Origin of the sequence: Parasphingorhabdus sp. (assembly GCF_039939955.1) — a bacterium.
Lineage (GTDB): Bacteria > Pseudomonadota > Alphaproteobacteria > Sphingomonadales > Sphingomonadaceae > Parasphingorhabdus.
Map to the genome: position 1 here is coordinate 224,897 of NZ_JBDVHS010000003.1, position 23,187 is coordinate 248,083.

A 23,187-nucleotide genomic window follows, 5' to 3' on the forward strand; every position below is an offset into this window, starting at 1 on the left:
ACCGGATACGGCTTTTCCTTAACCGGCCAATTAAATTGCCAATTGCAACTCTTCTTCGTCAATGGCATAGATGTAAAAAGCTGGGAGAGACGGCATGGCGAATCAGACAGGCGCGGCAAAGATCGCGGACACGGGTAGCGCAGCAATAGCATCGGTCGATATGTTGATCGTGGGCGCGGGTATTTCGGGCATTGGCATGGCGGTGCATTTGCGGGACAAATGTCCGGGCAAAAGCTTTGCCATTGTCGAACGCCGCGATGATATTGGCGGGACCTGGAACCTGTTCCAATATCCCGGCATCCGCAGCGACAGCGACATGCACACATTGGGCTTTAAGTTCGAACCCTGGACCGAGCAAAAATCGATTGCCGATGGCCCTTCGATCATCAAATATCTCCACCGGATCAAGAATAAGAATGATCTGGAGAAGCATATTCATTTTGGCCACAAAGTGCTGTCCGCAAGCTGGTCGAGCGAAGAGGCGCGCTGGACCGTGACCTCGGAAAAGGCCGATGGGTCGCAGGTCGTGATGCACGCCAATTTTGTCTATATGGGCGCCGGCTATTATGATTATGACAATCCCTATGATGCCAAGATAGAGGGGCTGGACTCGTTCAAGGGCGATGTCATCCACCCGCAATTCTGGCCCAAGGATTTCGACTATACGGACAAGAAAGTCGTGATCATCGGCAGCGGCGCGACCGCGGTGACGATCGTGCCGGTGATGGCGGAGAAAGCCAGCCATGTGACGATGCTGCAACGCACGCCGACCTGGTATGCGGCGCGCCCGGCAAAGGACGCGCTGGCCAATTTCCTGCGCAAGATCATGCCGGACAAATGGGCCTATGCGATCATCCGCAAGAAAAATGTGTGGATGCAGGACGTCACCTTCCGCACCTCCCGCGACAATCCGGAGAAGGTCATCCGCAAGCTGGAAAAACCGCTCAAGAAAGAGCTGGGCGATAAATATGTGAAGGAAGACTACACGCCGCCTTACGGCCCGTGGGAGCAGCGCCTGTGCCTCGTCCCCGATGGCGATATGTTCAAGGCGATTGCCGCGGGCACGGCGGATCTCAAAACCGGCCATATCGATACGGTGACCGGCAGCGGCATCAAGTTGAAATCCGGCGAGACGCTGGATGCTGATGTGATCGTCACGGCAACGGGGCTAAAGCTGGCGGTCGCTGGCAAGGTCGCCTTCGAGGTCGATGGCAAGCCGGTCCACTGGCCCGATCATTATTATTATAAAGGCTGCATGTTCTCCGACATTCCCAATCTGGCGATCGTATTCGGCTATCTCAATGCCAGCTGGACGCTGAAGGCGGATATCGTGTCGGAATATACCTGCCGTCTGCTCAACCATATGGATGCGACATCGACGCGGATCGTCAATCCGGTGCTGACAGCGGACGTCGAACAGGAAGAATTGTTCGATTTCTCCTCCGGCTATATCAAGCGGGCGATTGACGAATTGCCACGCAACAGCACCGCCATGCCGTGGAAGCTCAATCAGGATTATCTCTATGACAAGAATATCCTGCTGAACGATCCGGTGGATGACGGGGTGCTGCAATTTTACGGCCCCAATTCGCAGCGGACTGCGGATCACGGCGAACCAACATTGGAAGCCGCTGAATAATCCTATTGTGTCAATCTGTTGCACGGAATTTACATTGACTTGATTAACGGTTTGTTGACCAGTATTCGCTAGTCCCATCGGCGAAGGACTGGGGATGGCATATATGAATTCACAATTTCGGACAGTGAGGGCGGCGCTCGTCGAGCATCGGCAAGCCTATCGTCATCCCGTCCAAATTCAACGGACCGCGATCAAACAACGCGGAAAAACCGTTAAAGCCGCCGAGCTGGTCGATATTTCGATCTATGGCTGCCGGGTGTCCAGCGAAAGTACATTTGCAGAGGGGACCCGCGTCTGGCTGCGCTTTGATGGCAGCGACCCGGTCGCCGCCTCTACTGTCTGGTGCAAAGATGGCCAAATCGGCTGCCGCTTCGACGAATCGCTCGATCACGCGCTGTTTCGCCGCCTGACCCGGATCGACGAATAGCTCCTCAAAACCACTAGCTTGCCAACTGACAGTCATGTCAGTAGTAAGTATCTATGGAAAATGAGATTCTTGACGTATTGATTGTCGGTGCTGGCCTGTCCGGTATCGGCGCGGCGGTTCATTTGACCGAGAAATGCCCTGGTAAGAGCATTGCCATTGTCGAAGGGCGAGAACGGCTGGGCGGGACCTGGGATCTGTTCCGCTATCCCGGCATCCGCTCGGACAGCGACATGTATACATTGGGCTATAATTTCAAACCATGGACCGCGCGCAAAGCCATTGCCGACGCGCCATCGATCTTGAAATATCTCCACGAAACCGTCGACGAATATGCTCTGCACGACAAAATCCGGTTCAATCAGAAGGTGGTCGATGCCAGCTGGTCGAGCGAAGAGGCGCTTTGGACGGTCAGCCTGCAACATGGCGACGGGTCGCTCAGCACGGTTCAGTGCAATTTCCTGCATATGTGCTCGGGCTATTATAGCTATGAAGAAGGCCATAGTCCGGACTTCCCCGGCAAGGCTGAATTTGATGGTCCGATTGTCCATCCGCAATTCTGGCCCGAAGATTTGGATTATACGGGCAAGAAAGTCGTGGTGATCGGCAGCGGCGCGACGGCGGTTACTTTAGTCCCGTCGATGACGGAAACGGCGGAGCATGTGACGATGTTGCAGCGCTCCCCGACCTATATCGTATCGCGGCCGGGTGAGGATAAATGGGCCTTGCGGTTCCGCAAAGTGATGCCGGGCAAGCTCGCCTATCTGCTGACCCGCTGGAAAAATGTGCTGCTTGGCATTTTCATGTTCAATCTGGCGCGCAAAAAGCCTGCGGCCTTCAAGGGCAGGCTGCTCGAAATGGTGCGCGATGAAATGGGCCCGGACGTCGATATGACCGACTATACGCCCAGCTATAATCCCTGGGATCAGCGGCTCTGTCTGGTGCCTGACAGCGATTTGTTTGACGCCATTAAATCGAACAAGGCGGAGATCGTCACCGATCATATCGAAACCTTCACCAAAGACGGTATCAAGCTGAAATCCGGGAAGACGCTGGCAGCGGATATCATCGTGACCGCTACCGGCCTGAAAATGCTTACCGGTGGTAGCGCTGCCATTTCTGTCGATGGCCAGCCGGTCAATTTCGGCGAGAAAATCAACTATAAAGGCGTGATGTTCTCCGGCATTCCGAATTTCGGGATGACCATGGGCTATACCAACGCCAGCTGGACGCTGAAAGCCGACCTGACGAGCGAATATGTCTGCCGTCTGGTCAATTTCATGGAGCAGAACGGAACGCCGATCGCTACCCCGACCTTGCCATCTGATGGTTCGATCGGAACCGAACCGATGCTTGATTTTAGCTCCGGCTATGTCCAGCGGGCAATCAAGGATCTGCCGAAACAGGGCGATCGCAAACCGTGGCGTCTGAATCAAAACTATCCGAAAGATATCATCAACCTGCGGCACAAAACCGTGGACGATGGTGTCATGGTCTTTTCCAAAGCCCGCGTCGGTGGTGCGGTCAATCAGGAAACACCGGTTGCGGCAGAAGCCATCGCTGCTGAATAGACTCTCGCGCTCGGTTCCATCTGGCGCTATAGTCGGCGAATGACAGATTTTACGGCATTGATCGAGGCCGATACCGGCCAAGCAGCGCGGACTATCCAGATATTGGATTCCGGCAATTTTGAAGACTGGCTGAAAGGCCAGCCAGAGAGCATCAGGGCATTTGTGAAGGCCTATCGCTTCAAGGCAAGCCCGTCCTCCTATCTGATACTTCCGCCAGTCGGGGGTAAGAATGATGACAAATCGGTAGAGAGCGATTTCTCGGTGGTCGCTGGTGTGTCCAATCACGAACAGCTCGATCCCTGGTCACTTGCCAAATTGGGTGGCAGATTGCCCGAAGGTCAGTATCGCCTGCAAGGGGCCAGCGCCAAAGGCGGCCTGTTTGGCTGGCTGATCCCGCAACATGAATTTGACCGCTACAAGAAGCTGCCGAATCAACAAGGCCCCAGCGTTCTGGTCGTCAATGATGCTATCGGCCAGCGGGATGAAGCCGTGCGACAGGCCGAAGCGACCGCGATGGTCCGCGACATGGTCAATACTCCGGCTGCGGATATGGGACCGGACAAGATTGAAGATATTGTCGACAAATTGTCCGAAAAGCATGGCGCCGAAATGAAGGTGACGCGCGGCGATACTCTGGAAGAGCATTTCCCGATGATCCACGGCGTTGGCAAGGCGGCGATGCGCGCCCATGCGCCGCGTCTCGTCGAATTGAAATGGGGCAAGGCGGATCATCCGAAAATTGCGATTGTCGGCAAAGGGGTGACCTTTGACAGCGGCGGCCTTTCGATGAAATCGCCAAATGGCATGAAGCTGATGAAAAAGGATATGGGCGGGGCTGCCCATGCGGTTGCCCTTGCGAAGATGGTTATGGAAGCCCAGCTTCCGGTGCATCTCCATCTTCTGGTACCTGCCGTTGAAAATTCGGTTGATGGCCATGCCCTGCGCCCGGGTGATGTCTTGAACAGCCGCAAGGGATTGACCGTCGAGATCACCAATACCGATGCCGAAGGGCGGCTGGTTCTCGGCGATGCATTGACGCTGGCTGGTGAGGAAGAACCGGAGCTGATCATAGATTTCGCGACGCTGACCGGAGCGGCCCGTGTTGCTTTGGGGCCGGATCTGCCCGCGATGTTCTGCGACGACAAGGAAATGGCGGAAGGCCTTTTGGCGGCTGGTGAGCAAGAGAGTGATCCGCTGTGGCACATGCCCTTATGGTCTGGCTATGATAGCATGTTAAAAAGCACGATTGCCGATTGCCTGAATAGCGCAGCCAGCGGTTTCGCCGGTAGCGTGACCGCGGCTCTGTTTCTCAAGAAATTTGCTCCCAAATCTGTGCCATGGGCACATTTCGATACCTATGCTTGGCGTCCGTCGAGCAAGCCGGGACGTCCGAAAGGCGGCGAAGCACTGGGCCTGCGGGCGAGCTGGCGCTATTTGCAGCAGCGCTACGGGCAGTAGGCGACTTCAAGGGCAGGAATGGTAATCGGTCGAAAATCACGCGCAAATGTGAGCCACTGCATTGCTTGCATTGCTGGCTTGCTGATGTTGGTAGGCGTTCCGGCATTTGCATCTCAACCGATTGAGCAACAAAAGATTCTCGCTGACGACGGTGCTCCGGAGGATTCTTTTGGGTTTAATGTCGCAATTTCTGGCGACACGGCGATTGTCGGATCCTTCAAAGCGGACGACCAAGTTAAGGGTGTAGATGTAGGCGCTGCATATATTTTTGCGCGATCCGGTAACATCTGGCGCGAGCAGGCAAAACTGACCGCTACCGATGGTGTGGCCAATGATACGCTTGGAGGCAACGTCGCGATTTCCGGTGATACTGCTGCTGCGGGCGCAATTGGCCACGATAAAAACGGCGACAATTCGGGTGCTGCATATGTGTTCGTCCGTTCGGGAGAAATCTGGGAACAGCGAGCAAAACTCACTGCGACCGACGGCGCGACAGGTGATGCATTTGGTCAAAGCATCGCACTTCACCGCGATACCATGGTGATCGGAGCACCGCATGATGATGATAACGGTGATGGTTCGGGTTCCGTATATATTTTCAAACGTATCGCGGGGATTTGGACAGAACGGGCTAAACTCACAGCGGCGGACGGAGAAGCAGGCGACCTGTTCGGTATCAGCGTTGCGCTCTATCAGGATACGATTTTGATCGGTGCCGATTTGAACGATGAAAGAGCCACCAATGCGGGTGCTGCCTATGTCTTCGTTCGATCTGGAAATGGCTGGATTCAGCAAGCCAAATTAATGGCTGAGGATGGCGCAGAAACAGATATATTTGGCGTTCGGGTTGCCTTGTACGAGGATACCGCTTTGATCTCGGCACGCCGGGATGATGACGAGATAATGGGCGTGGATGCAGGCTCTGCCTATATTTTCGCCCGGGCTGGTACAACATGGCACCAACAGGCAAAACTCACAGCTCCAGACGGCGCTGCGGATGACAGATTTGGCCGCAGCGTTGCGCTCAACGGTAAAGTGGCACTAATAGGTGCAATGCATCGCGACGATCGAGGCAATAATTCGGGTGCTGCCTATCTATTCGAGCGCTCTGACAATGTCTGGAAATATCAGAACAAGCTGACAGCTGCAGATGGTGAGAGTGATGATTTGTTCGGTTGGAGCGCAGCAATGTCTCAAAACACAGCGCTAATCGCGGCTAGTCGAAGTGATGACAGTGGCAAAGAATCGGGTTCTGCCTATCTGTTTGATCTGAGCGACGACTGATTTGGACAACCAATGTCCACTTTCGGGATGAAGCAGTCATTCCTGACAACCACAAGCCGCATTTGCGACTGCGCTTGATTAACCCCACCGAGGTCGTTTAAAGGCGGCCGATTGTCATCGCTTTGTAATATGGCGTTTCCGCCGCAAACTATGTACAATTTGGATCGCAACTGGGACTTCTAAACGCATGGATATGAAAGCTGCAGATACAGCCGCGCACGCGAATTTTGTGTTAGACGGCCCGGAAGAACCATTTGATCCCCGGATTACCGCGCATCGCGGCGATCTGGCGGATATAGAATTGGCCGGCAAGATGTTTTCGCCCCATTATGCGGTGGCGATGCCGATGCGCTGTTCCGCCCCAAAGGCGATGATCCGCAAGCAAGGCGGCAAAAATCACGAAGCAATTTCTGAATTGCTGCACGGCGAAGATTTTCATGTTCTGGATATTGCCGGTGATTGGGCATGGGGCTATTGCGGCCATGATCGCTATGTCGGCTATGTTCCGGTCCATGCGCTGCAACATCAGAAAAAGACACCACAGCCCACCCATTTGATCCATGTGCGTGCAGCGCTGATATTTATCGAACCGGATTTCAAGTCAGGTGTGATGAAGCGCTTGCCGATGGGTTCACGGATTGCTTGTGGTGAAGTCAGTGAATGCGGGTCTTTCCTGAAAACCGGCAAAGGCTATGTCCATGTGCAACATGTGCAGCCGATTGGCACGAAAGTGGTGTTCGATGGCAGCAACGGCACCGCGGCGCTTGCCGAACAGCTGATTGGTGCGCCTTATCTCTGGGGTGGCCGGAGCGGGGATGGTCTGGATTGTTCGGGCCTGGTCCAGATGGTTTTGACGCTGACTGGTGTTGATGCGCCACGTGACAGCGATCAACAGATGGCGGCGCTGGGCGAAGATATTGCCGAAGACGAAGATCTTCGGCGCGGCGATTTGGTTTTCTTCCCTGATCATGTGGGCTTGATGGTCGACAAGGATCGGATCATCCATGGCAATTCGCATAGGATGCAGGTGGCAATCGAACCATTGGCGGACGTGGTCGCCCGGTTTGCCAAAACATCGGATCAGCCGATATTGGCCCGGAAACGGTTGACCTGAGGCGGAGTATGACGCAGATTGTTTTCATAGATGGTGCGGTGGGGACCACCGGATTAGAGATTCGCGAACGGCTTTCCGGGCGGAGCGAATTTGCACTGGTCACATTGCCGGAAGAGCAACGCAAAGACGTCAATGCACGGCGCGAAGCAATTAACGACAGCGATTTTGTGATCCTATGCTTGCCCGATGCGGCGGCAATAGAGGCGGTGTCGCTGATCGAGAATGAAAAAACGCGCGTGATTGATGCGTCTTCGGCGCATAGGACAGCGGCCGATTGGGTGTTTGGATTTGCCGAATTTCGCGACGGTCAACGCGAAGCGATTGCGGGTGCGCGATTTGTGTCCAACCCGGGCTGCTATCCTACCGGTTTTCTGGGGCTTGTTGCCCCGTTGATCGCGGGCGGTTTGCTGCCTGCGGACTGGCCTTATTCGGTCAATGCGGTTTCCGGATATTCCGGTGGCGGCAAAGCGTTGATTGAGCGCTTTGAGCAGGAACCGGACATTGGCATGCGGGACTATGGCCTTGATCTGGCGCATAAACATATGCCCGAAATGAAGCGTCACGCGGGCCTGAAATATGATGTGATTTTTGCGCCGGCCGTGATCCGCGCCTATCGTGGTATGCTGGTTGAAATACCATTGCACTTGCAGGCGATGGGTGTCAGCGCGACTGCGAGCCAATTGCTCGAAAAATTGCAAGACCATTATGCAAGTTCGCCGGTCGTCAGCGTCAAGGACGGTGCCGGTATGGGTGAATTGCTGCTCAACGAGAATGACGCTCCGACCGACAGGCTAGAACTGCTTGTCTTTGGTAATGCGAGCGGTGACCAAGTGCGTCTGATCGCACGGCTGGACAATCTCGGCAAAGGCGCGGCTGGCAGTACCGTTCAGGACCTTAATATCATGGCCGGTCTCGACGAAACTGCAGGATTGCGGCTCTAGGCCCGATCAGTCGGTAGCGGGTGCTGCTTTGTCGGGACGCAGGCTGGTGCCGGCCCGTCCGCTGCGGAGCGCTCCCCACCAGCTCAGCGGATTGAGCGTGGTTGTTCCATCCAGCGAGAAGGTAATGAATTCGGCCCGCCCACCGATGTTTTCCCATGGGATCGTACCGCCCAGACCTAGTGGACTGGCGACCCGGCTGTCGGCGCTGAGATCGCGGTTGTCGCCGAGTAGGTAGACTTGGCCTTCCGGAATTATGACCGGGGCTAACTCGTCGGTAAACTGCGGGCCGAGGTCGATAATGTCATAGCTCACGCCATTGGGTAACGTTTCGCGCACAATGGGAAGATTACAGACGGGGTTGCCGTCGGCATCGGTGCCACGTGCGCCGGGAAACTCATTTTCTCCGCACGGCGAGTTGGCATCAATAGGAAGCTGCAGGTCAGGCTGCACATCTTGGCTGACGCCGACCCCGTTGAGAAAAACCTGTCCGCCACGCAGTTCAATCGTATCGCCGGGCAAGCCGATCACCCGTTTGATATAGTCGCTGCTCTGATCTTTCGGTGTCAGGATTACGACATCGCCGCGTTCCGGTAGACTACCGAACAGGCGACCTTCCATACGCGGGAGAATGTGAAAAGTTGGTGATACCCAGGACCAGCCATAGGCATATTTGCTGACAACCAAACGGTCACCGACGAGCAAGCCGGGCATCATCGATACCGATGGAATATAAAATGGTTTCGCCACCAGACTGTGGAAGGTGAGAACCGCCAGCAACAGCAAGGCGATGCTCTTGATTTCGCCGATCCAGTCGGTTTTTTCTTTTTCCGGCTTTTTTACGGAACCGCCGCCAGCGGCATTTTCTATAGCCATAATCTTGTCTTTGGTCCCTTGGTTCATGGGAAGCGTGTGTCCTATAGCGGATGGGCTTCAATGATCACGAATGCCTGTGCCCATGGATGATCATCGGTGAGTGTGAGATGAACGATTGCTTCATATCCCGCCGGAGTCAGCGCGTCGAGCCGTTTTTTCGCGCCGCCGGTCAGGGCGAGCGTGGGCGCGCCGCTCTTGGCGTTGACGACGCCGATATCCTTCATGAAAACACCGGCACGAAAGCCGGTACCGACCGCTTTGGAATAGGCCTCTTTGGCGGCGAAGCGTTTGGCATAGGTTCCGGCAATAGTGAACGGTCGGCGCCTAGCCTTGGCGCGTTCGAGTTCGGTGAAGACGCGATTTTCAAACCGCTCACCAAAGCGGTCGAGCGAATTCTGGATCCGTTCGATATTGCAGAGGTCGGAACCGAGACCGATGATCACCGCGCATCGTCCATCAGTTCGCGCATCTGACGAATGCTGCCGTCAAGGCCGCTGAAAATCGCCTCGCCGATTAGAAAATGGCCAATGTTCAACTCCACCAGCTGCGGGATGGCAGCGATGGGTACGACATTGTCGAAGGTCAGGCCGTGGCCAGCATGGGGCTCAATGCCATTTTTGGCCGCGAGAGCCGCAGCATCGGCAATCCGGCGCAATTCGGCTTCGCGAGCGGCGCCCGTGACCTCGGCATAATGGCCGGTGTGAAATTCGACGACCGGCGCGCCGAGATGGATGGCGGCTTCGATTTGGCGTGGATCGGGCTCGATGAACAGGCTGACGCGGATATTCGCTTCTTTGAGCTGGCCGACAAAATCGGCGAGCTTATTGTGCATGCCCGCTGCGTCCAGCCCGCCTTCGGTCGTCCGCTCCTCGCGGTTTTCCGGAACAATGCAGGCGGCATGTGGCTTGTGACGTAGCGCGATGGCCAGCATCTCGTCGGTCGCCGCCATTTCCAGATTGAGCGGAATGGTCAGCGTGTCCATCAGCACCAGTAGATCATCGTCGCGGATATGGCGCCGGTCTTCGCGCAAATGGGCGGTGATGCCGTCGGCACCCGCTTCCGCTGCGACGAGAGCCGCACGCACGGGTTCGGGATGATCACCACCGCGCGCGTTCCTGATTGTCGCGACATGGTCGATATTGACGCCGAGCCTAAGGGGGCGGGAACCGCTCACGCTTATGATGGCTCCGCACGACTGCCGGGCTTGGTGGTTGGAATGGCTGCCAGTTCGGGTGGCAGTTCATCGGCGGCATAGGATGGAATGTTGAGCGTCACCAATGGGAAAAACGGCACATCAAATTGCGCGGCACCGTTGGACCGGTCGACGAGGGCGCCGGCCGCGATAACATCGCCGCCAGCATCGCGGATCGCCTGAATGGCTTCGCGGGAAGAAAGGCCGGTGGTGACCACATCTTCCATCATCAGTACTTTTTGACCCGGTTCCAGCCGAAATCCCCGACGCAGTTCGAACGTGCCGTCGGGCCGTTCGAGAAACAGCGCGTCCGTGCCAAGCGCCCGGCCCATTTCATGGCCGATAATGACGCCGCCCATGGCTGGGGAGACGACGATATCGATCGATCGCCGAATATTCTGAGGGATTTGTTTGGCCAGGGCCTCTGCCATCCGGGATCCGCGCGTCGGGTTCATCAGCAAGCGTGCGCATTGTAGATAGCGGTCGCTGTGGCGTCCGGATGAAAGGACGAAGTGGCCCTCCAGCAGTGCATCACTTCTCCGGAATTCGGCTAAAATCTCGTCTTCTGTCAATGTTTCATCCCGGGCTGTTTCACTTCTATATGTCCAGATGGGCATGTTGCGATGACATTGCCAGAAAAATTAAAGTCAAAAAACTGAAAAAATATACAATCGGTAGCTTGAGGCTTGCCGCAACCATGCCTATAAGCCGCCGCAATCGGACTATTTCAGACCGGCCTCGGTGATTCCTATTGTCGGGCTAACTGCTGAAAAACTACCGAAACTTGGGGTTAAAATAGGGTTGAGCGATATATGACTCATTTTGTGAAAGCATGGATTCTGGCCATTGGCTTGATTCTCACGCCGGCAGCATTGTCGGCGCAGGAAGCGTTGCCGGCAGCGCCTGTTGTAGAACCGGCGGCGGCCAGCGAGCTTGAAGTAACGGATGAAGAGGCTGCGGCCACCGCAACCGCATCTGGACTGGATCCTGCACTATACACCCCGATGAAGCCTACGCCGGGCATTGGTATGCCTGTCGACGGCGGCATTGATTTTCAGGAGCAGTTTAGCGAAACCGGTAAAACGGCGCATTGGATCAATAATGCTATCCTGATCCCGATGATGGTCGGAACGAGCCTTCTGGTTCTCGGCCTGTTGTTCTGGGTCGTGGTTCGTTACCGTCGCGGCGCCAACCCAGAGCCATCCAAAACAACCCACAACACCTTTATTGAAATTGTCTGGACGCTTGTTCCGGTTCTCATCTTGGTGGTGATAGCGGTGCCTTCGATCAGCCTGCTTGCGGAGCAGTTTGAACCGGCTCCAGAAGATGCACTGACCGTGAAAGTGACCGGATATCAGTGGTATTGGGGCTATGGCTATCCTGACAATGGCGATTTCGAAGTCATTTCCAACATGCTCACGGAAGAAGAAGCCGATGCACGGGGCGAACCGTTCCAATTGGCTGCCGATAACCGGATGGTTATTCCAGTGGGTAAGCCGGTCAAACTTTTGATCACCGCTGCGGACGTTATTCACAGCTTCTCTGTACCGGCAGCTTGGTTCAAGCTGGATGCGGTTCCAGGACGGATCAATGAAAAGGTCATGCAGATCGACCGTGAAGGCGTCTATTATGGCCAATGTTCAGAGCTTTGCGGCGCGCGGCATGGCTTCATGCCGATCACGGTTGAGGTTCTCTCCGAAGAGAAGTTCAATAACTGGATTCTCGCCAATGGCGGTACGGTGAACGACGCGGCAGCAGAAGCTGTCGCTGACGACGCTGAAACGACAACCGAAATTGCGGCTGCGGATGCAACCGCTGCGACCAACTGAGGGTTAGAGTAATGACAACAATCACAGCCGACGGTCATATCGACGATCACGCACATGATGCGGACCATAAGCCGGCCTTTTTCCAGCGCTGGTTCATGTCGACCAACCACAAAGACATCGGTACCCTCTATCTGATTTTCGCGATTCTTGCGGGCATCATCGGTGGCGGTATTTCCGGTTTGATGCGGTTGGAGCTGGCTGAGCCCGGTATCCAGTATCTGCAGGCTTGGGCAAGCATGTCCAACGGCGGCGAAGCAACGATGGATCAGGCCTATCACCTCTGGAACGTCCTGATCACCGCTCATGGCCTGATCATGGTTTTCTTCATGGTCATGCCTGCGATGATTGGCGGCTTTGGTAACTGGTTTGTGCCGTTGATGATCGGCGCGCCGGATATGGCTTTCCCGCGGATGAACAATATCAGTTTCTGGCTGCTCGTCCCTGCGTTTCTTCTGCTATTGGGGTCATCCTTTGTCCCGGGCGGTACCGGCAATGGTGCCGGAACGGGCTGGACGGTCTATGCGCCGCTATCAACCAGCGGGTCTGTCGGACCAGCGGTGGATATGGCGATTCTCTCGCTTCACTTGGCGGGTGCCTCATCCATTCTCGGGGCGATCAACTTCATCACCACGATCTTCAATATGCGCGCGCCGGGTATGACCCTGCACAAAATGCCGCTATTTGTTTGGTCGGTGCTGGTTACGGCTTTCTTGCTTCTTCTGTCACTTCCTGTGCTGGCTGCGGCGATTACCATGCTGTTGACCGATCGCAACTTCGGTACGACCTTCTATGATGCTGCCGGTGGCGGTGATCCGGTGCTGTATCAGCATCTGTTCTGGTTTTTTGGACATCCTGAAGTGTACATCATGATCCTGCCCGGCTTCGGCATGGTCAGCCACATTATCTCGACCTTCAGCCGCAAGCCGATTTTCGGCTATCTCGGCATGGCCTATGCCATGGTTGCTATCGGTGTGGTCGGCTTTGTGGTTTGGGCGCACCATATGTTCACTACCGGCATGTCGGCGAATGTGAAAATGTACTTCACCGCAGCCACGATGGTGATCGCGGTGCCGACGGGGATTAAGATATTCTCCTGGATCGCGACCATGTGGGGCGGTTCGATGACCTTCAAAACACCGATGATGTGGGCGCTTGGCTTCATCTTCATGTTCACCGTTGGTGGCGTGACCGGTGTTGTGCTGGCCAATGGCGGTATCGATGACAACCTTCACGACACCTATTATGTGGTTGCTCACTTCCACTATGTGCTGTCGCTGGGTGCGGTCTTCTCGATCTTCGCCGGTTTCTATTACTGGTTCCCGAAAATGTCGGGCCGGATGTACAACGAACTGCTGGGGCAGCTCCATTTCTGGATCTTCTTCATCGGCGTGAACATCCTGTTCTTCCCGCAGCATTTCCTTGGACAGCAAGGTATGCCACGTCGCTACGCCGACTATCCGGAGCAGTTTGCTTATTGGAATGAAATCAGCTCGCTTGGCTATGCCGTCATGCTGGTTGGTGTATTGATCTTCTTCGTGAACATCGGTTGGTCGATGCTGGCTGGCCGTAAAGCGGAAGGCAATTACTGGGGCGAAGGCGCAACGACTCTGGAATGGACCTTGTCCAGCCCACCGCCGTTCCACCAGTTCGAAACTCTGCCCCAGATCAAGTGATCTGAGAACCAGTCTTTAGGTTGGAAAGCAAAATGACCACTGCGTCACACACTATGCAAGGCCTGGCCAGCGCGAAGGATCTCTTTGCGCTGACCAAGCCACGCGTGATGTCGCTGGTCATTTTTACCGCCTTGTGCGGATTGCTGGCGGCACCCGGATCAATTCATCCGGTTATCGGTTTTACCGCGATCCTAGCGATCAGCTTGGGGGCGGGGGCTTCGGCCGCGCTGAACCAATGGTATGAATCCGATATTGATGCCGTCATGAAGCGGACGAGTGAGCGGCCCTTGCCGGCTGGCCGGATGGACCGGGAAACCGCGCTGCATTTCGGGGTCGGACTATCGGTTTTTTCGGTTCTTTTGATGGGTGTGGCGGTGAACTGGTTCAGCGCAATATTCCTGGCCTTTTCGATCTTTTTCTACGCCGTGGTTTACACCATCTGGTTGAAGCGTAGCACACCACAAAATATCGTGATTGGCGGCGCTGCCGGTGCTTTCCCGCCGGCCATCGGTTGGGCTGCGGTCACCGGCGATGTTACGCTGATGCCAGTTTTGCTATTCGCTATCATCTTCTTCTGGACACCGCCGCATTTTTGGGCGCTCGCGCTGTTCATGAATAGCGATTATTCGAAAGCCGGTGTGCCGATGATGCCGGTGGTCGCCGGTCGGCAATCAACTCGCAATCAGATTTTCGGCTATAGTCTGGTGTTGGCAGCTATTGCGATAGCGCCTTTTGCGCTTGGCCTGACTGGTTTGGTCTACGGTGTTGCGGCTATTGTTTTGAGCGTTGTATTTTGTGCCCTTTCGGTATCTGTTGCACGCAGCAAAACGACCGTGCCCGAGGATATGGTCGCCGAAAAACGGCTGTTTAAATTCTCGATCCTCTACTTGTTTGTTTTGTTCGCGGCAGTCGTTGCAGACCGGATGATTGTCGCATGAGCGAGATTGATGAGAGCAAGGCTCCGATGAGTTCCGAAGAGCAGAAAGCCTATCAGGCACGACAGAAGCACCGTTCGGTGATTTTGGCCGGTATATTGGGTTTCATGGTTGTGCTATTCTACCTGATCACCTTCGTCAAAATCGGTTCGAGTTCCTGATGGCGGCTACGTCCACCTCTCTTACGAATAAAAATCGTCGCAGCGGCGTGATGGCCGCGATGATGGGGCTTGGGATGCTGGCACTCGGCTTTGCAGCTGTGCCGCTTTATGAGGTTTTCTGTCGTGTGACGGGCTATGGTGGCACCACCCAGCGCGTCGGTGCGGCTCAGGCGGCAACCGTCCATGCGACCAGTCAAATGATGTCGGTTCGCTTTGATTCCAACGTCAATTCTGCGCTGCCTTGGTCCTTCAAGGCGGAGCAAGCGGTGGACCGGGTTAGCGTTGGCGCTCGCGACATGGCGATATTTCTGGCCACGAACAATAGTGACCAACCGGTTGTGGGAACGGCAACATTCAATGTGACACCGCTTTTGGCCGGCCAATATTTCAACAAGGTCCAGTGTTTCTGTTTTAGCGAGCAATTGCTGAAACCGGGTCAGACGATGCGGATGCCGGTGCTTTATTATGTTGATCCGGCGATATTGGAAGATCCGGAAACAAAAGATATCAAGGAAATCACGCTTAGCTATACCTTTTATCGTTCCAAGAACGAGCAGGCGGTAGACGCCGGTGCAGGCGATAGCTAAGAGAAATTTGAGAGAAGGTTAGGGAATTAATATGGCCGGTGCCAAAAATCATGATTATCACATTCTGCCGCCAGATATCTGGCCGCTGGTTGGTTCATTCTCCGCGTTTGTCATGGCAATCGGTGGTATCCGCTGGATGCACGATATGTCGCACGGCGCGCTTATTTTCTACCTCGGCTTCGCGGCTGTTGGTCTGACCTTCTTTGCGTGGTGGTCCAATGTGATCAAGGAAGCGCATGCGGGCGATCATACACCTGTGGTGCAACTCCACTTACGCTATGGCATGATCCTGTTCATCGCTTCGGAAGTGATGTTCTTTGTCGGTTGGTTCTGGGCGTGGTTTGATTTCGCGCTCTTCCCTCAGCCGCTGGAAATGGTGGATGGCGTTGTCAGCAACTATATTGGGCAAGATGGCGCAGCGGCGTTGCTGCAATGGCCGCCCAAGGGTGTTGAAGTGCTCAACGCTTTTGAACTGCCACTGTTGAACACGATGATTTTGCTATGTTCTGGTACGACCGTTACCTGGGCGCATCATTCGTTGATCCATGGTGATCGCAAAGGACTGATCAATGGCCTGTGGCTGACGATCATCTTGGGTGCCGTGTTTACCGCTATTCAGGCTTATGAATATAGCGTTGCACCATTCCCATTCGCGGGCATCAACTATAGCTCGGCCTTCTACATGGCGACTGGCTTCCATGGCTTCCACGTTCTCGTCGGCACGATCTTCCTGATCGTTTGTCTGGCACGGGCCTATAAGGGCCACTTCACCCCGAAACAGCATTTCGGTTTTGAAGCGGCGGCTTGGTATTGGCATTTTGTCGATGTCGTATGGTTGTTCCTGTTCATCGTCGTCTATATCTGGGGCGGCTGGGGCGCACCGGTTCACTAGGCCATTGCGTTGATAGAAACCCAAAATAAAAAAGGGCAGCCGGATGTTCTTCCTGCTGCCCTTTTTGGTCTTTGTCCTGAATGTGGGCAAAAGACGCTATTTTCTCATCTTAGCCAATTTTCTGAAAAATGCGCTGGCTGCGGGCTCGACTATAGCCGCTATAATGTCGGGGACGGACCGGCGGCCTTTCTGACATTGATTGTCGGAGCTTTGATATTGGGCTTGGCGCTGACCGTGGAGTTGAGTTTCAACCCTCCTATGTGGGTGCACGTCATGCTCTGGTTCCCGCTGACCATTGTTGCGGTCGTTGGGTCGCTCAGACTGTGTAAAGCGATCTTGCTGATACTGGAGCATCGCAATCAGGCTCATGAGGGCAGCATCGACGAATCGAGCGATCAATGAAAAGAGCCCTGTCGATCTTTGGTGCGATTCTCGTTTTGGCTGCGGTCGCGACCATGATTGGCCTTGGTATATGGCAATTACAGCGCGCGGAATGGAAGAACGGCCTGCTCGAGACATATGCAGCGGCATCGGATATGCCGACTATCGTCTACCCTGCGGTACCGAGCGAGGATGATGTACCCTATTTCCGCAAATCTTCCGTCAATTGCCTTGCCGTTGTCGGTTGGCGTTCGACTAGCGGACGCAGTGCCAGCGGGGCATCGGGGTGGGCGCATATCGCCCAATGCCGGACCGGAGGCGTAGAAGGGCCCGGCGCGCAGGTTGTAGCAGGCTGGTCGACTCGGCCGGATCATCCAGAATGGGGCGGCGGAATCGTCCATGGAATCATCGCCCCGGATAGCCAAAATATCATCCGCTTGGTTGCGAGTGAACCGGTGGCGGGATTACAAAAAAGCCAACCGCCCGCGCTAGAGGATGTGCCGAACAACCATCTGTCTTATGCGGTTCAATGGTTCCTTTTCGCGGGCATTGCGTTGATTATCTCCGGTCTGGCACTGAGGGGCAGACGTAAGGCTGTCTAACTGCCCGCGGTTATTGGTAGAATCCTTCGCGCAGGTTGATGCCGTGCTCCATCCAAGCCTTGAGCGAGCAAAGCATCTGGGTCCAGCCCTCGCAGTTGCCGTAGGAGGATTGGAGTCCGTCTTGGTCTGAATGCCAGCCGCGCTCATTGATCGTCACCAGCGTCCTTCCATCTTCCAGCGGTTTAAATTCCATCGTCATCCTAATGTTATATCCGGCTCCTGGCTTATCAACCTCAATTCCTGCTTCGTCTGTTGCTTCCCAGTCCAGAACGATTTTTTCATTGGGTATGGCCTCGATAACCTGAACCGGAAATTCTCCCGGAAAATCATGATAGCTCCACATGACGGTGGCGCCTTTTTCTATTCGGCCCTTGGCTCCGCCCGTCGTAAAATATCCTGACAATTGGTCCGGATTTACGACTGCCTCATAGACTTCCTCTACCGGCTTTGCGATCCGTGCTGCCACGCTAAATTTTAAGTCCATCCCGAATCTCCTTGCATATGTTCTTTATATGTTATAAAAACATAACATGTCAATCAGTGATCTACAGGATCGGGTATTCAAAGCCCTGGCGTCCCGGGTGCGCCGCCAGATCCTTGACGATTTGCGCGATCAGCCGTTGACCACCGGTATGTTGTGCGCCCATTTTCCCGGACTGGATCGCTGCACGGTCATGCAACATCTCAAGGTTCTTGCTAAGGCTGACCTGATCATCGCCGAGAGGAAGGGGCGGGAGCGCTGGAATTACCTCAATCCGCTGCCCATCCACGCGATTCACGAACGCTGGATCGGACCGCATGCGGCGCAAGCTGTTGAACGGCTCGATAAACTCAAAAAACAACTGGAACAAAATTCGCAAAAGCGTCCGGTCAAAGCATAGTTCTTGCCCTGATCGGATGTGACCGCTAACCCGCTCGCCATCATGGACTATATCTCGACCCGCGGCGATGCGCCTGCACTGAATTTTGAACAAGTAACTCTGGCTGGACTGGCTGGCGATGGCGGGCTTTATGTTCCGCAATCATGGCCGTCCTTTAGCGCCGATGACATTGCCGCCATGTCGGGCCTTTCCTACGTCGAATGCGCCGTCCGGGTGATGCAGCCTTTCGTAGGCGATGCACTGGATGCAGCAGAACTGCGGGATGTTTGTGAACAGGCCTATGGCCGTTTCGCCCATGCGGCAGTCACACCTCTGGTCCAACTTGACGGACAGCAGTGGTTGCTTGAGCTGTTCCATGGTCCGACACTGGCTTTCAAAGATGTGGCGCTGCAACTGCTCGGCCTGTTTTTCGAAAAGTTTCTAGCCCGGCAGGATAAACATCTGACCGTGGTCGGGGCGACCTCCGGTGATACCGGGTCAGCAGCGATTGATGCGCTGGCGGGGCGGGACAAGGTTGATATCTTCATGCTCCACCCTGATGGGCGGATATCCGACGTCCAGCGGCGGCAGATGACCACAGTGCGCGCGCCCAATGTCCATAATATCGCAATCAACGGCAGCTTTGATGATGCGCAGGCGATGGTGAAGCGGATGTTTGCGGATCAGGAAGTAACCAACCGCTTTTCGATATCGGCGGTAAATTCGATCAACTGGGCGCGTCTGATGGCGCAGGTTGTCTATTATTTTTATGCCGCCTGCCAATTGGGCGCACCGCATCGCAAGGTCGCTTTTTCTGTGCCAACCGGCAATTTCGGTGACGTCTTTGCCGGCTATGTTGCAGCGCAAATGGGACTTCCCATCGAACGGCTGATCGTGGCGACCAACGTCAACGACATTCTGCACCGGGCGCTGAGCGCCGGGGATTATTCCACGGGAACCGTAACTCCGACCGCTGCGCCATCAATGGATATTCAGGTGAGCAGCAATTTCGAACGCTTGCTATTTGACCTGGAAGGTCGCGATGGCGCCAAAACAGAGGCGCGCATGGCGGCCTTTGAAAAGACCCACAATATGCAGCTTGATCCGGCGATGCGGGAAATGGCGGCTTCCATCTTTACCAGCCACCGTGTTGATCCCGAAGAAATGGCGCTCGCTATGCGTTGGGCCCATGAAGAGGCTGGCCAAGTGATTGATCCGCATAGCGCGATCGGTCTTTCGGCGGCGCAAAATACGGATATCGATCCGTCGGTGCCTGTCGTGACATTGGCTACCGCGCATCCGGCGAAATTTCCGGATGCGGTCGAACGGGCCACCGGTATCCGGCCGCAATTGCCGCGCCGGGTTGGCGACCTGTTTGATCGGGAAGAGAAATATACCAAGCTGCCCGGCGACTATGATTCGGTAAAAGATTTCGTCATGTCCAATGCGACGCCTTCCGATGGCTGAGATTAGTCCGGCTCCTTTATTGATGATCAGCGATCCGCGCAGTGATTATGCGCTGATCGATTCCGGGCATGGCCGCAAGCTGGAGCGCTATGGAGGTTTTCATTTCATCCGGCCCGAGCCGCAAGCGATGTGGGCACCGTCCAGTGATAGCTGGCAGGCCGATGGCGAATTTATTCCCGCTTCCGATGATGATGGCGGAGGACGCTGGCATCTGAACGGCAATGTCCCGAAAGAGGGATGGCAGATGGATTGGGAAGAAGTTCGCTTCACCGCTCAATGTACGCCGTTTCGGCATCTGGCCTATTTTCCGGATATGGACCCCGTCTGGCGCTGGTTCCGCGGCAATCTTCAGGATGTGAAATCGCCGCAGATGATGAATCTGTTCGGCTATACCGGCGTCGGGACCTTAGCGTTGTCAGCCGCCGGGGCCAATTTGGTGCATGTCGATGCGTCCAAAAAGTCCGTGACGGCGGCGCGGGACAATGCCGCTTTGTCGGGTATGACCGATCGTCCGATCCGCTGGATTATCGACGATGCGGCGAAATTTACTGCTCGCGAAGTTCGGCGCGAGCGTCGCTATGATGCGATCCTGCTCGACCCGCCAAAATATGGTCGTGGACCGGATGGAGAGGTTTGGCGGCTGGAAGAACATCTAGCGGGGCTGGTTGAAAATTGCGGAAAGCTGCTTGATGCCGACAGCCGCTGTCTGTTCCTCACCGTCTATGCCGTGCGCATGTCGGCGCTGGCGCTTGGTTCGTTACTCAATGAAAAATTGGCGCACCTTGGCGGGACGATCGAGGTCGGTGAATTGGCAGTTCGTGAAGAGACGCGGGGGCTGCTTTTGCCGACCGCCATATTTGCCCGCTGGTCCGCCTGACTTGCCATTTGGGCAGGAACATGGTCAGAGATAAGATATGACAGACACATTGCTTTTGGAAGTCAACGACCTGGATGTTGACGTGCTCACCGGGATTTATTCCGAAGAAACCCATTTGCCGCAGCCGTTGCGCATTTCAATCGCGGCGGAGCTGAAGGTCCAGGAGCGTTATGACGCGGATACCCCGCTGGATCATTCCAAAAATTATATGGACCTGAAACATGCCGCTACCGATGCGCTGCCTGAAGGTGTACATTTTAAGCTGATCGAGGCGGTCGCGGATCATATCATTGAAACGTTGTTTCTACAGGATGAGAATATACTGCGCGTCACGGTGAAGATTGTGAAGCTGCTGATCTCGGAAAAAGGGGAGCAGATTGGCATCACGCTTAGTCGGGGCAGGAAATGACCCGACCGCTCGCGCTCGTCACCGGCGGCGTGAAACGGGTTGGTGCCGCCATTGCGGCGCGATTGGCCGATTCAGGATATGCGCTGGCGCTGCATGGCAACAGCGATGTCACACCGGATGAGTCGCTTGCCGAGAAGTTGAAAGAAACGGGCTGTGAATGGTTCTGTTTTCAGCAGGATTTTCTGGCTGAAGGCGCGGCGGAATCCTTGATGGATGAAGTCGTTGGTCATTTTGGCCGGACACCGGAACTGATCGTAAACAGCGCTTCGATATTCGGCCAGGATGATGCTGATACGATCTGCGAAGAGGAGATGCAGAATCATTTGCGGGTCAATAGCCTCGTGCCAGTGCTGCTGACGACGGCTCTCCATCAACGTCGGTCGGTGGATAGTGATCGGGCCTGTGTCATTCACATATTGGATCAGCGTATCCGCAACCCCAATCGCGATCAATTGAGCTACACGCTCTCCAAGCAGGCGCTTGCAGGATCGGTCAGAACTCTGGCGGTTGCCTGTGCCGACAGGATTCGCGTCAATGGCATTGCACCGGGCCTGACTCTGACCGCCGGGGAATATGGCGAAGAGCAGATGGCAAATATTACGGCGATGATGCCGCTAGACCGGCTTCCGAACCCCGACGACATCGCCGATACGGTGCTATATTTGGCCAGCGGTGAAGCCATTACTGGACAGATTCTCTATGTCGACGGCGGAGCCAATTTGAAGAGTTTTGACCGGGATTTTGTTCATCTCGGCAAGGATTAAACTGCTTCGCCTTTCTACTCCGAAAAATGACAGGGTTTTTTTGCAATTATCGAAAATTGCGGGTTTACTTTCGCCTGCCGACTTAGCTAATTCCGCCTCGGAATTTCGCCATTCGTTGGCTGCATGGTGTGGGCAACGAATTGAATCAACGAAAGGAAATTCATGTTCAACGCCCCCAAAATTATTCTGGCATCGACCCTGTTAGCCATGGTGCCGGCATGCTCATCGGAACTCAGCAAAGAGGAACAGGAAATCCTCGACGCGCGTATTGCCGATGAGAAAAAACCAACCAACGTGATCGCCATTGTGCAGGACAATCCCGACCTCACGACTGCGGGTACATTAATTGCTCTTTCAGGCGTTGGTGCTGAACTGGCAGATGATGGATCTTATACAGTTTTTACCGCAACGAATGACGCGTTCAATAAAATGGATGCCGAACGGCTCAGTGGCCTGTTGACGGTTGAGAATAAGGAAGAATTGGTGAGTATCGCTAAGTTCGGTCTGATCGAAGGCAGCATGACAGCTGCGGATATTAGCAAAGCAATTGCCGATGGTGACGGAACCGCAAGCATCACCACCGTGCAAGGTGGCGCGATCGAGGCGACATTGGATGGCGACACGATTGTCTTGGAAGATGGCGCTGGTAACAAAGCGAATGTGACACAAGCGGATGTGGAATCCAGCAACGGAACGCTTCATATCATCGACAATGTCCTGATGGCCAAATAGGTTAGGATATCAATCGACAAGCAAGGCCTCGCTGAATAGCGGGGCCTTTTTTGTTGGATGCGTGTCGGCTACACTCCGTTTCGTAGAGAAGGAGCGAAATATGCCGCAATATTGGTTGATGAAATCGGAGCCGGATGAATATGGCTGGGACGATCTGGTCGCCGAGGGCGAAGGCACCTGGGATGGCGTGAAGAACGCGCAGGCTTCCAACAATATGAAAGCGATGAAGAAAGGCGATCAGGTCTTTTTCTACCACTCACGCCAGGGGCTGGAAGTGGTCGGCATAATGGAGGTTTCAGAAGAGCATAGCCCGGATGTGACAACCGATCCGGACCGCTGGGTCGTGGTCAAGGTGAAGCCGGTGCGCAAGCTGGCCAAGCCGGTGTCGCTGAAGGCAATGAAGCAGAATCCGGCGCTCGAGGATTTGGCGATTATCAAGCAGTCACGGCTGTCGGTGGCGCCGGTGACGGAGAGCGAGTGGCAGGCGATATTGGAGATGGGCAGGGAATAATTGGCTCCAGC

General features: G+C 54.9%; 27 protein-coding genes. 22 read left to right on the plus strand and 5 right to left on the minus strand.

The genetic code is table 11. The annotated features are described in order from the left end of the window. Positions 1-94: 94 nt before the first annotated feature. The 7 genes from ABJG22_RS04235 (at position 95) to argC (ending at position 8,431) form a co-directional block, all read left to right on the plus strand. Positions 95-1,639: an NAD(P)/FAD-dependent oxidoreductase gene (locus ABJG22_RS04235; protein WP_348018999.1), complete on the plus strand. Its 1,545-nt coding sequence runs from the start codon at positions 95-97 to the stop codon at positions 1,637-1,639. A 103-nt stretch (positions 1,640-1,742) separates the two neighbouring features. Then, positions 1,743-2,066 (plus strand): PilZ domain-containing protein, encoded by a 324-nt coding sequence (locus ABJG22_RS04240; RefSeq protein ID WP_348019000.1) that lies wholly within the window; start codon positions 1,743-1,745, stop codon positions 2,064-2,066. Positions 2,067-2,119: 53 nt separating this feature from the next. Then, positions 2,120-3,634, plus strand: a complete 1,515-nt coding sequence (locus ABJG22_RS04245; RefSeq protein ID WP_348019001.1) for an NAD(P)/FAD-dependent oxidoreductase — start codon at positions 2,120-2,122, stop codon at positions 3,632-3,634. 39 nt (positions 3,635-3,673) lie between these two features. Beyond that, positions 3,674-5,092, plus strand: coding sequence for a leucyl aminopeptidase family protein (locus tag ABJG22_RS04250; RefSeq protein ID WP_348019002.1), 1,419 nt, complete (start codon positions 3,674-3,676; stop codon positions 5,090-5,092). 84 nt (positions 5,093-5,176) lie between these two features. Continuing rightward, positions 5,177-6,376, plus strand: coding sequence for an FG-GAP repeat protein (locus tag ABJG22_RS04255; protein ID WP_348019035.1), 1,200 nt, complete (start codon positions 5,177-5,179; stop codon positions 6,374-6,376). Positions 6,377-6,569: 193 nt separating this feature from the next. Continuing rightward, entirely contained in the window at positions 6,570-7,490 is a 921-nt protein-coding gene (locus tag ABJG22_RS04260) for an NlpC/P60 family protein (RefSeq protein ID WP_348019003.1), read from the plus strand. 8 nt (positions 7,491-7,498) lie between these two features. After that, on the plus strand, positions 7,499-8,431 hold the full coding sequence (argC, locus tag ABJG22_RS04265) for an N-acetyl-gamma-glutamyl-phosphate reductase (protein ID WP_348019004.1): 933 nt from the start codon (positions 7,499-7,501) through the stop codon (positions 8,429-8,431). Positions 8,432-8,437: 6 nt separating this feature from the next. On the opposite strand, the gene lepB is transcribed toward argC, so the two are convergent. Genes lepB through pyrE form a run of 4 tightly spaced genes read right to left on the minus strand, consistent with a single transcriptional unit; the run spans position 8,438 to position 11,068 of the window. Beyond that, positions 8,438-9,304, minus strand: coding sequence for a signal peptidase I (gene lepB, locus ABJG22_RS04270; RefSeq protein ID WP_348019037.1), 867 nt, complete (start codon positions 9,302-9,304; stop codon positions 8,438-8,440). Between the two features lie 41 nt (positions 9,305-9,345). After that, positions 9,346-9,747, minus strand: a complete 402-nt coding sequence (gene acpS / locus ABJG22_RS04275) for a holo-ACP synthase (protein WP_348019005.1) — start codon at positions 9,745-9,747, stop codon at positions 9,346-9,348. Further along, a complete protein-coding gene (locus tag ABJG22_RS04280; protein WP_348019006.1) occupies positions 9,744-10,478 on the minus strand; it encodes a pyridoxine 5'-phosphate synthase in 735 nt (244 codons plus the stop codon). Before ABJG22_RS04280 ends, acpS begins: the two co-directional genes overlap by 4 nt. A 2-nt stretch (positions 10,479-10,480) precedes the next feature. Further along, positions 10,481-11,068: an orotate phosphoribosyltransferase gene (pyrE, locus tag ABJG22_RS04285; RefSeq protein ID WP_348019038.1), complete on the minus strand. Its 588-nt coding sequence runs from the start codon at positions 11,066-11,068 to the stop codon at positions 10,481-10,483. Between the two features lie 240 nt (positions 11,069-11,308). Between pyrE and coxB the strand changes: the two genes are divergently transcribed. Genes coxB through ABJG22_RS04325 form a run of 8 tightly spaced genes read left to right on the plus strand, consistent with a single transcriptional unit; the run spans position 11,309 to position 17,556 of the window. Next, a complete protein-coding gene (coxB, locus tag ABJG22_RS04290) occupies positions 11,309-12,325 on the plus strand; it encodes a cytochrome c oxidase subunit II (protein WP_348019007.1) in 1,017 nt (338 codons plus the stop codon). A gap of 11 nt (positions 12,326-12,336) precedes the next feature. Beyond that, positions 12,337-13,998 (plus strand): cytochrome c oxidase subunit I, encoded by a 1,662-nt coding sequence (gene ctaD / locus ABJG22_RS04295; protein WP_348019008.1) that lies wholly within the window; start codon positions 12,337-12,339, stop codon positions 13,996-13,998. Positions 13,999-14,030: 32 nt separating this feature from the next. Beyond that, positions 14,031-14,936 carry a heme o synthase gene (locus tag ABJG22_RS04300; RefSeq protein WP_348019009.1) on the plus strand — a complete coding sequence of 302 codons (906 nt, stop codon included), beginning with the start codon at positions 14,031-14,033 and terminating at the stop codon, positions 14,934-14,936. Further along, entirely contained in the window at positions 14,933-15,094 is a 162-nt protein-coding gene (locus ABJG22_RS04305) for a hypothetical protein (protein WP_348019010.1), read from the plus strand. The genes ABJG22_RS04300 and ABJG22_RS04305 overlap by 4 nt, the downstream gene beginning before the upstream one ends. Continuing rightward, positions 15,094-15,681 (plus strand): cytochrome c oxidase assembly protein, encoded by a 588-nt coding sequence (locus tag ABJG22_RS04310; protein WP_348019011.1) that lies wholly within the window; start codon positions 15,094-15,096, stop codon positions 15,679-15,681. Before ABJG22_RS04305 ends, ABJG22_RS04310 begins: the two co-directional genes overlap by 1 nt. A 31-nt stretch (positions 15,682-15,712) precedes the next feature. Next, positions 15,713-16,573: a cytochrome c oxidase subunit 3 gene (locus tag ABJG22_RS04315; RefSeq protein ID WP_348019012.1), complete on the plus strand. Its 861-nt coding sequence runs from the start codon at positions 15,713-15,715 to the stop codon at positions 16,571-16,573. A gap of 9 nt (positions 16,574-16,582) precedes the next feature. Further along, positions 16,583-16,975 carry a DUF983 domain-containing protein gene (locus ABJG22_RS04320; RefSeq protein WP_348019013.1) on the plus strand — a complete coding sequence of 131 codons (393 nt, stop codon included), beginning with the start codon at positions 16,583-16,585 and terminating at the stop codon, positions 16,973-16,975. Further along, complete coding sequence (locus ABJG22_RS04325) at positions 16,972-17,556, plus strand: SURF1 family protein (protein WP_348019014.1); 585 nt, start codon at positions 16,972-16,974, stop codon at positions 17,554-17,556. The genes ABJG22_RS04320 and ABJG22_RS04325 overlap by 4 nt, the downstream gene beginning before the upstream one ends. Positions 17,557-17,566: 10 nt before the next feature. Here the strand turns inward: ABJG22_RS04325 and ABJG22_RS04330 are convergent, their stop codons facing one another. Continuing rightward, a complete protein-coding gene (locus ABJG22_RS04330) occupies positions 17,567-18,040 on the minus strand; it encodes an SRPBCC family protein (RefSeq protein WP_348019015.1) in 474 nt (157 codons plus the stop codon). 46 nt (positions 18,041-18,086) lie between these two features. Between ABJG22_RS04330 and ABJG22_RS04335 the strand changes: the two genes are divergently transcribed. From ABJG22_RS04335 to ABJG22_RS04365, 7 genes are all read left to right on the plus strand, one after another. Then, positions 18,087-18,437 carry a helix-turn-helix domain-containing protein gene (locus ABJG22_RS04335; RefSeq protein WP_348019016.1) on the plus strand — a complete coding sequence of 117 codons (351 nt, stop codon included), beginning with the start codon at positions 18,087-18,089 and terminating at the stop codon, positions 18,435-18,437. 42 nt (positions 18,438-18,479) lie between these two features. Further along, the gene (gene thrC / locus ABJG22_RS04340; protein WP_348019039.1) at positions 18,480-19,883 is read left to right on the plus strand and encodes a threonine synthase; all 1,404 of its coding nucleotides are present in this window, start codon (positions 18,480-18,482) and stop codon (positions 19,881-19,883) included. Beyond that, a complete protein-coding gene (locus ABJG22_RS04345; protein WP_348019017.1) occupies positions 19,876-20,760 on the plus strand; it encodes a class I SAM-dependent methyltransferase in 885 nt (294 codons plus the stop codon). The genes thrC and ABJG22_RS04345 overlap by 8 nt, the downstream gene beginning before the upstream one ends. 37 nt (positions 20,761-20,797) lie before the next feature. After that, positions 20,798-21,169 carry a dihydroneopterin aldolase gene (locus tag ABJG22_RS04350; protein ID WP_348019018.1) on the plus strand — a complete coding sequence of 124 codons (372 nt, stop codon included), beginning with the start codon at positions 20,798-20,800 and terminating at the stop codon, positions 21,167-21,169. Further along, positions 21,166-21,933: an SDR family oxidoreductase gene (locus ABJG22_RS04355; protein ID WP_348019019.1), complete on the plus strand. Its 768-nt coding sequence runs from the start codon at positions 21,166-21,168 to the stop codon at positions 21,931-21,933. The genes ABJG22_RS04350 and ABJG22_RS04355 overlap by 4 nt, the downstream gene beginning before the upstream one ends. A 162-nt stretch (positions 21,934-22,095) precedes the next feature. Continuing rightward, positions 22,096-22,665, plus strand: a complete 570-nt coding sequence (locus ABJG22_RS04360) for a fasciclin domain-containing protein (RefSeq protein WP_348019020.1) — start codon at positions 22,096-22,098, stop codon at positions 22,663-22,665. A gap of 100 nt (positions 22,666-22,765) precedes the next feature. Next, positions 22,766-23,176, plus strand: coding sequence for an EVE domain-containing protein (locus ABJG22_RS04365; RefSeq protein ID WP_348019021.1), 411 nt, complete (start codon positions 22,766-22,768; stop codon positions 23,174-23,176). The last annotated feature ends 11 nt before the right edge of the window (positions 23,177-23,187 follow it).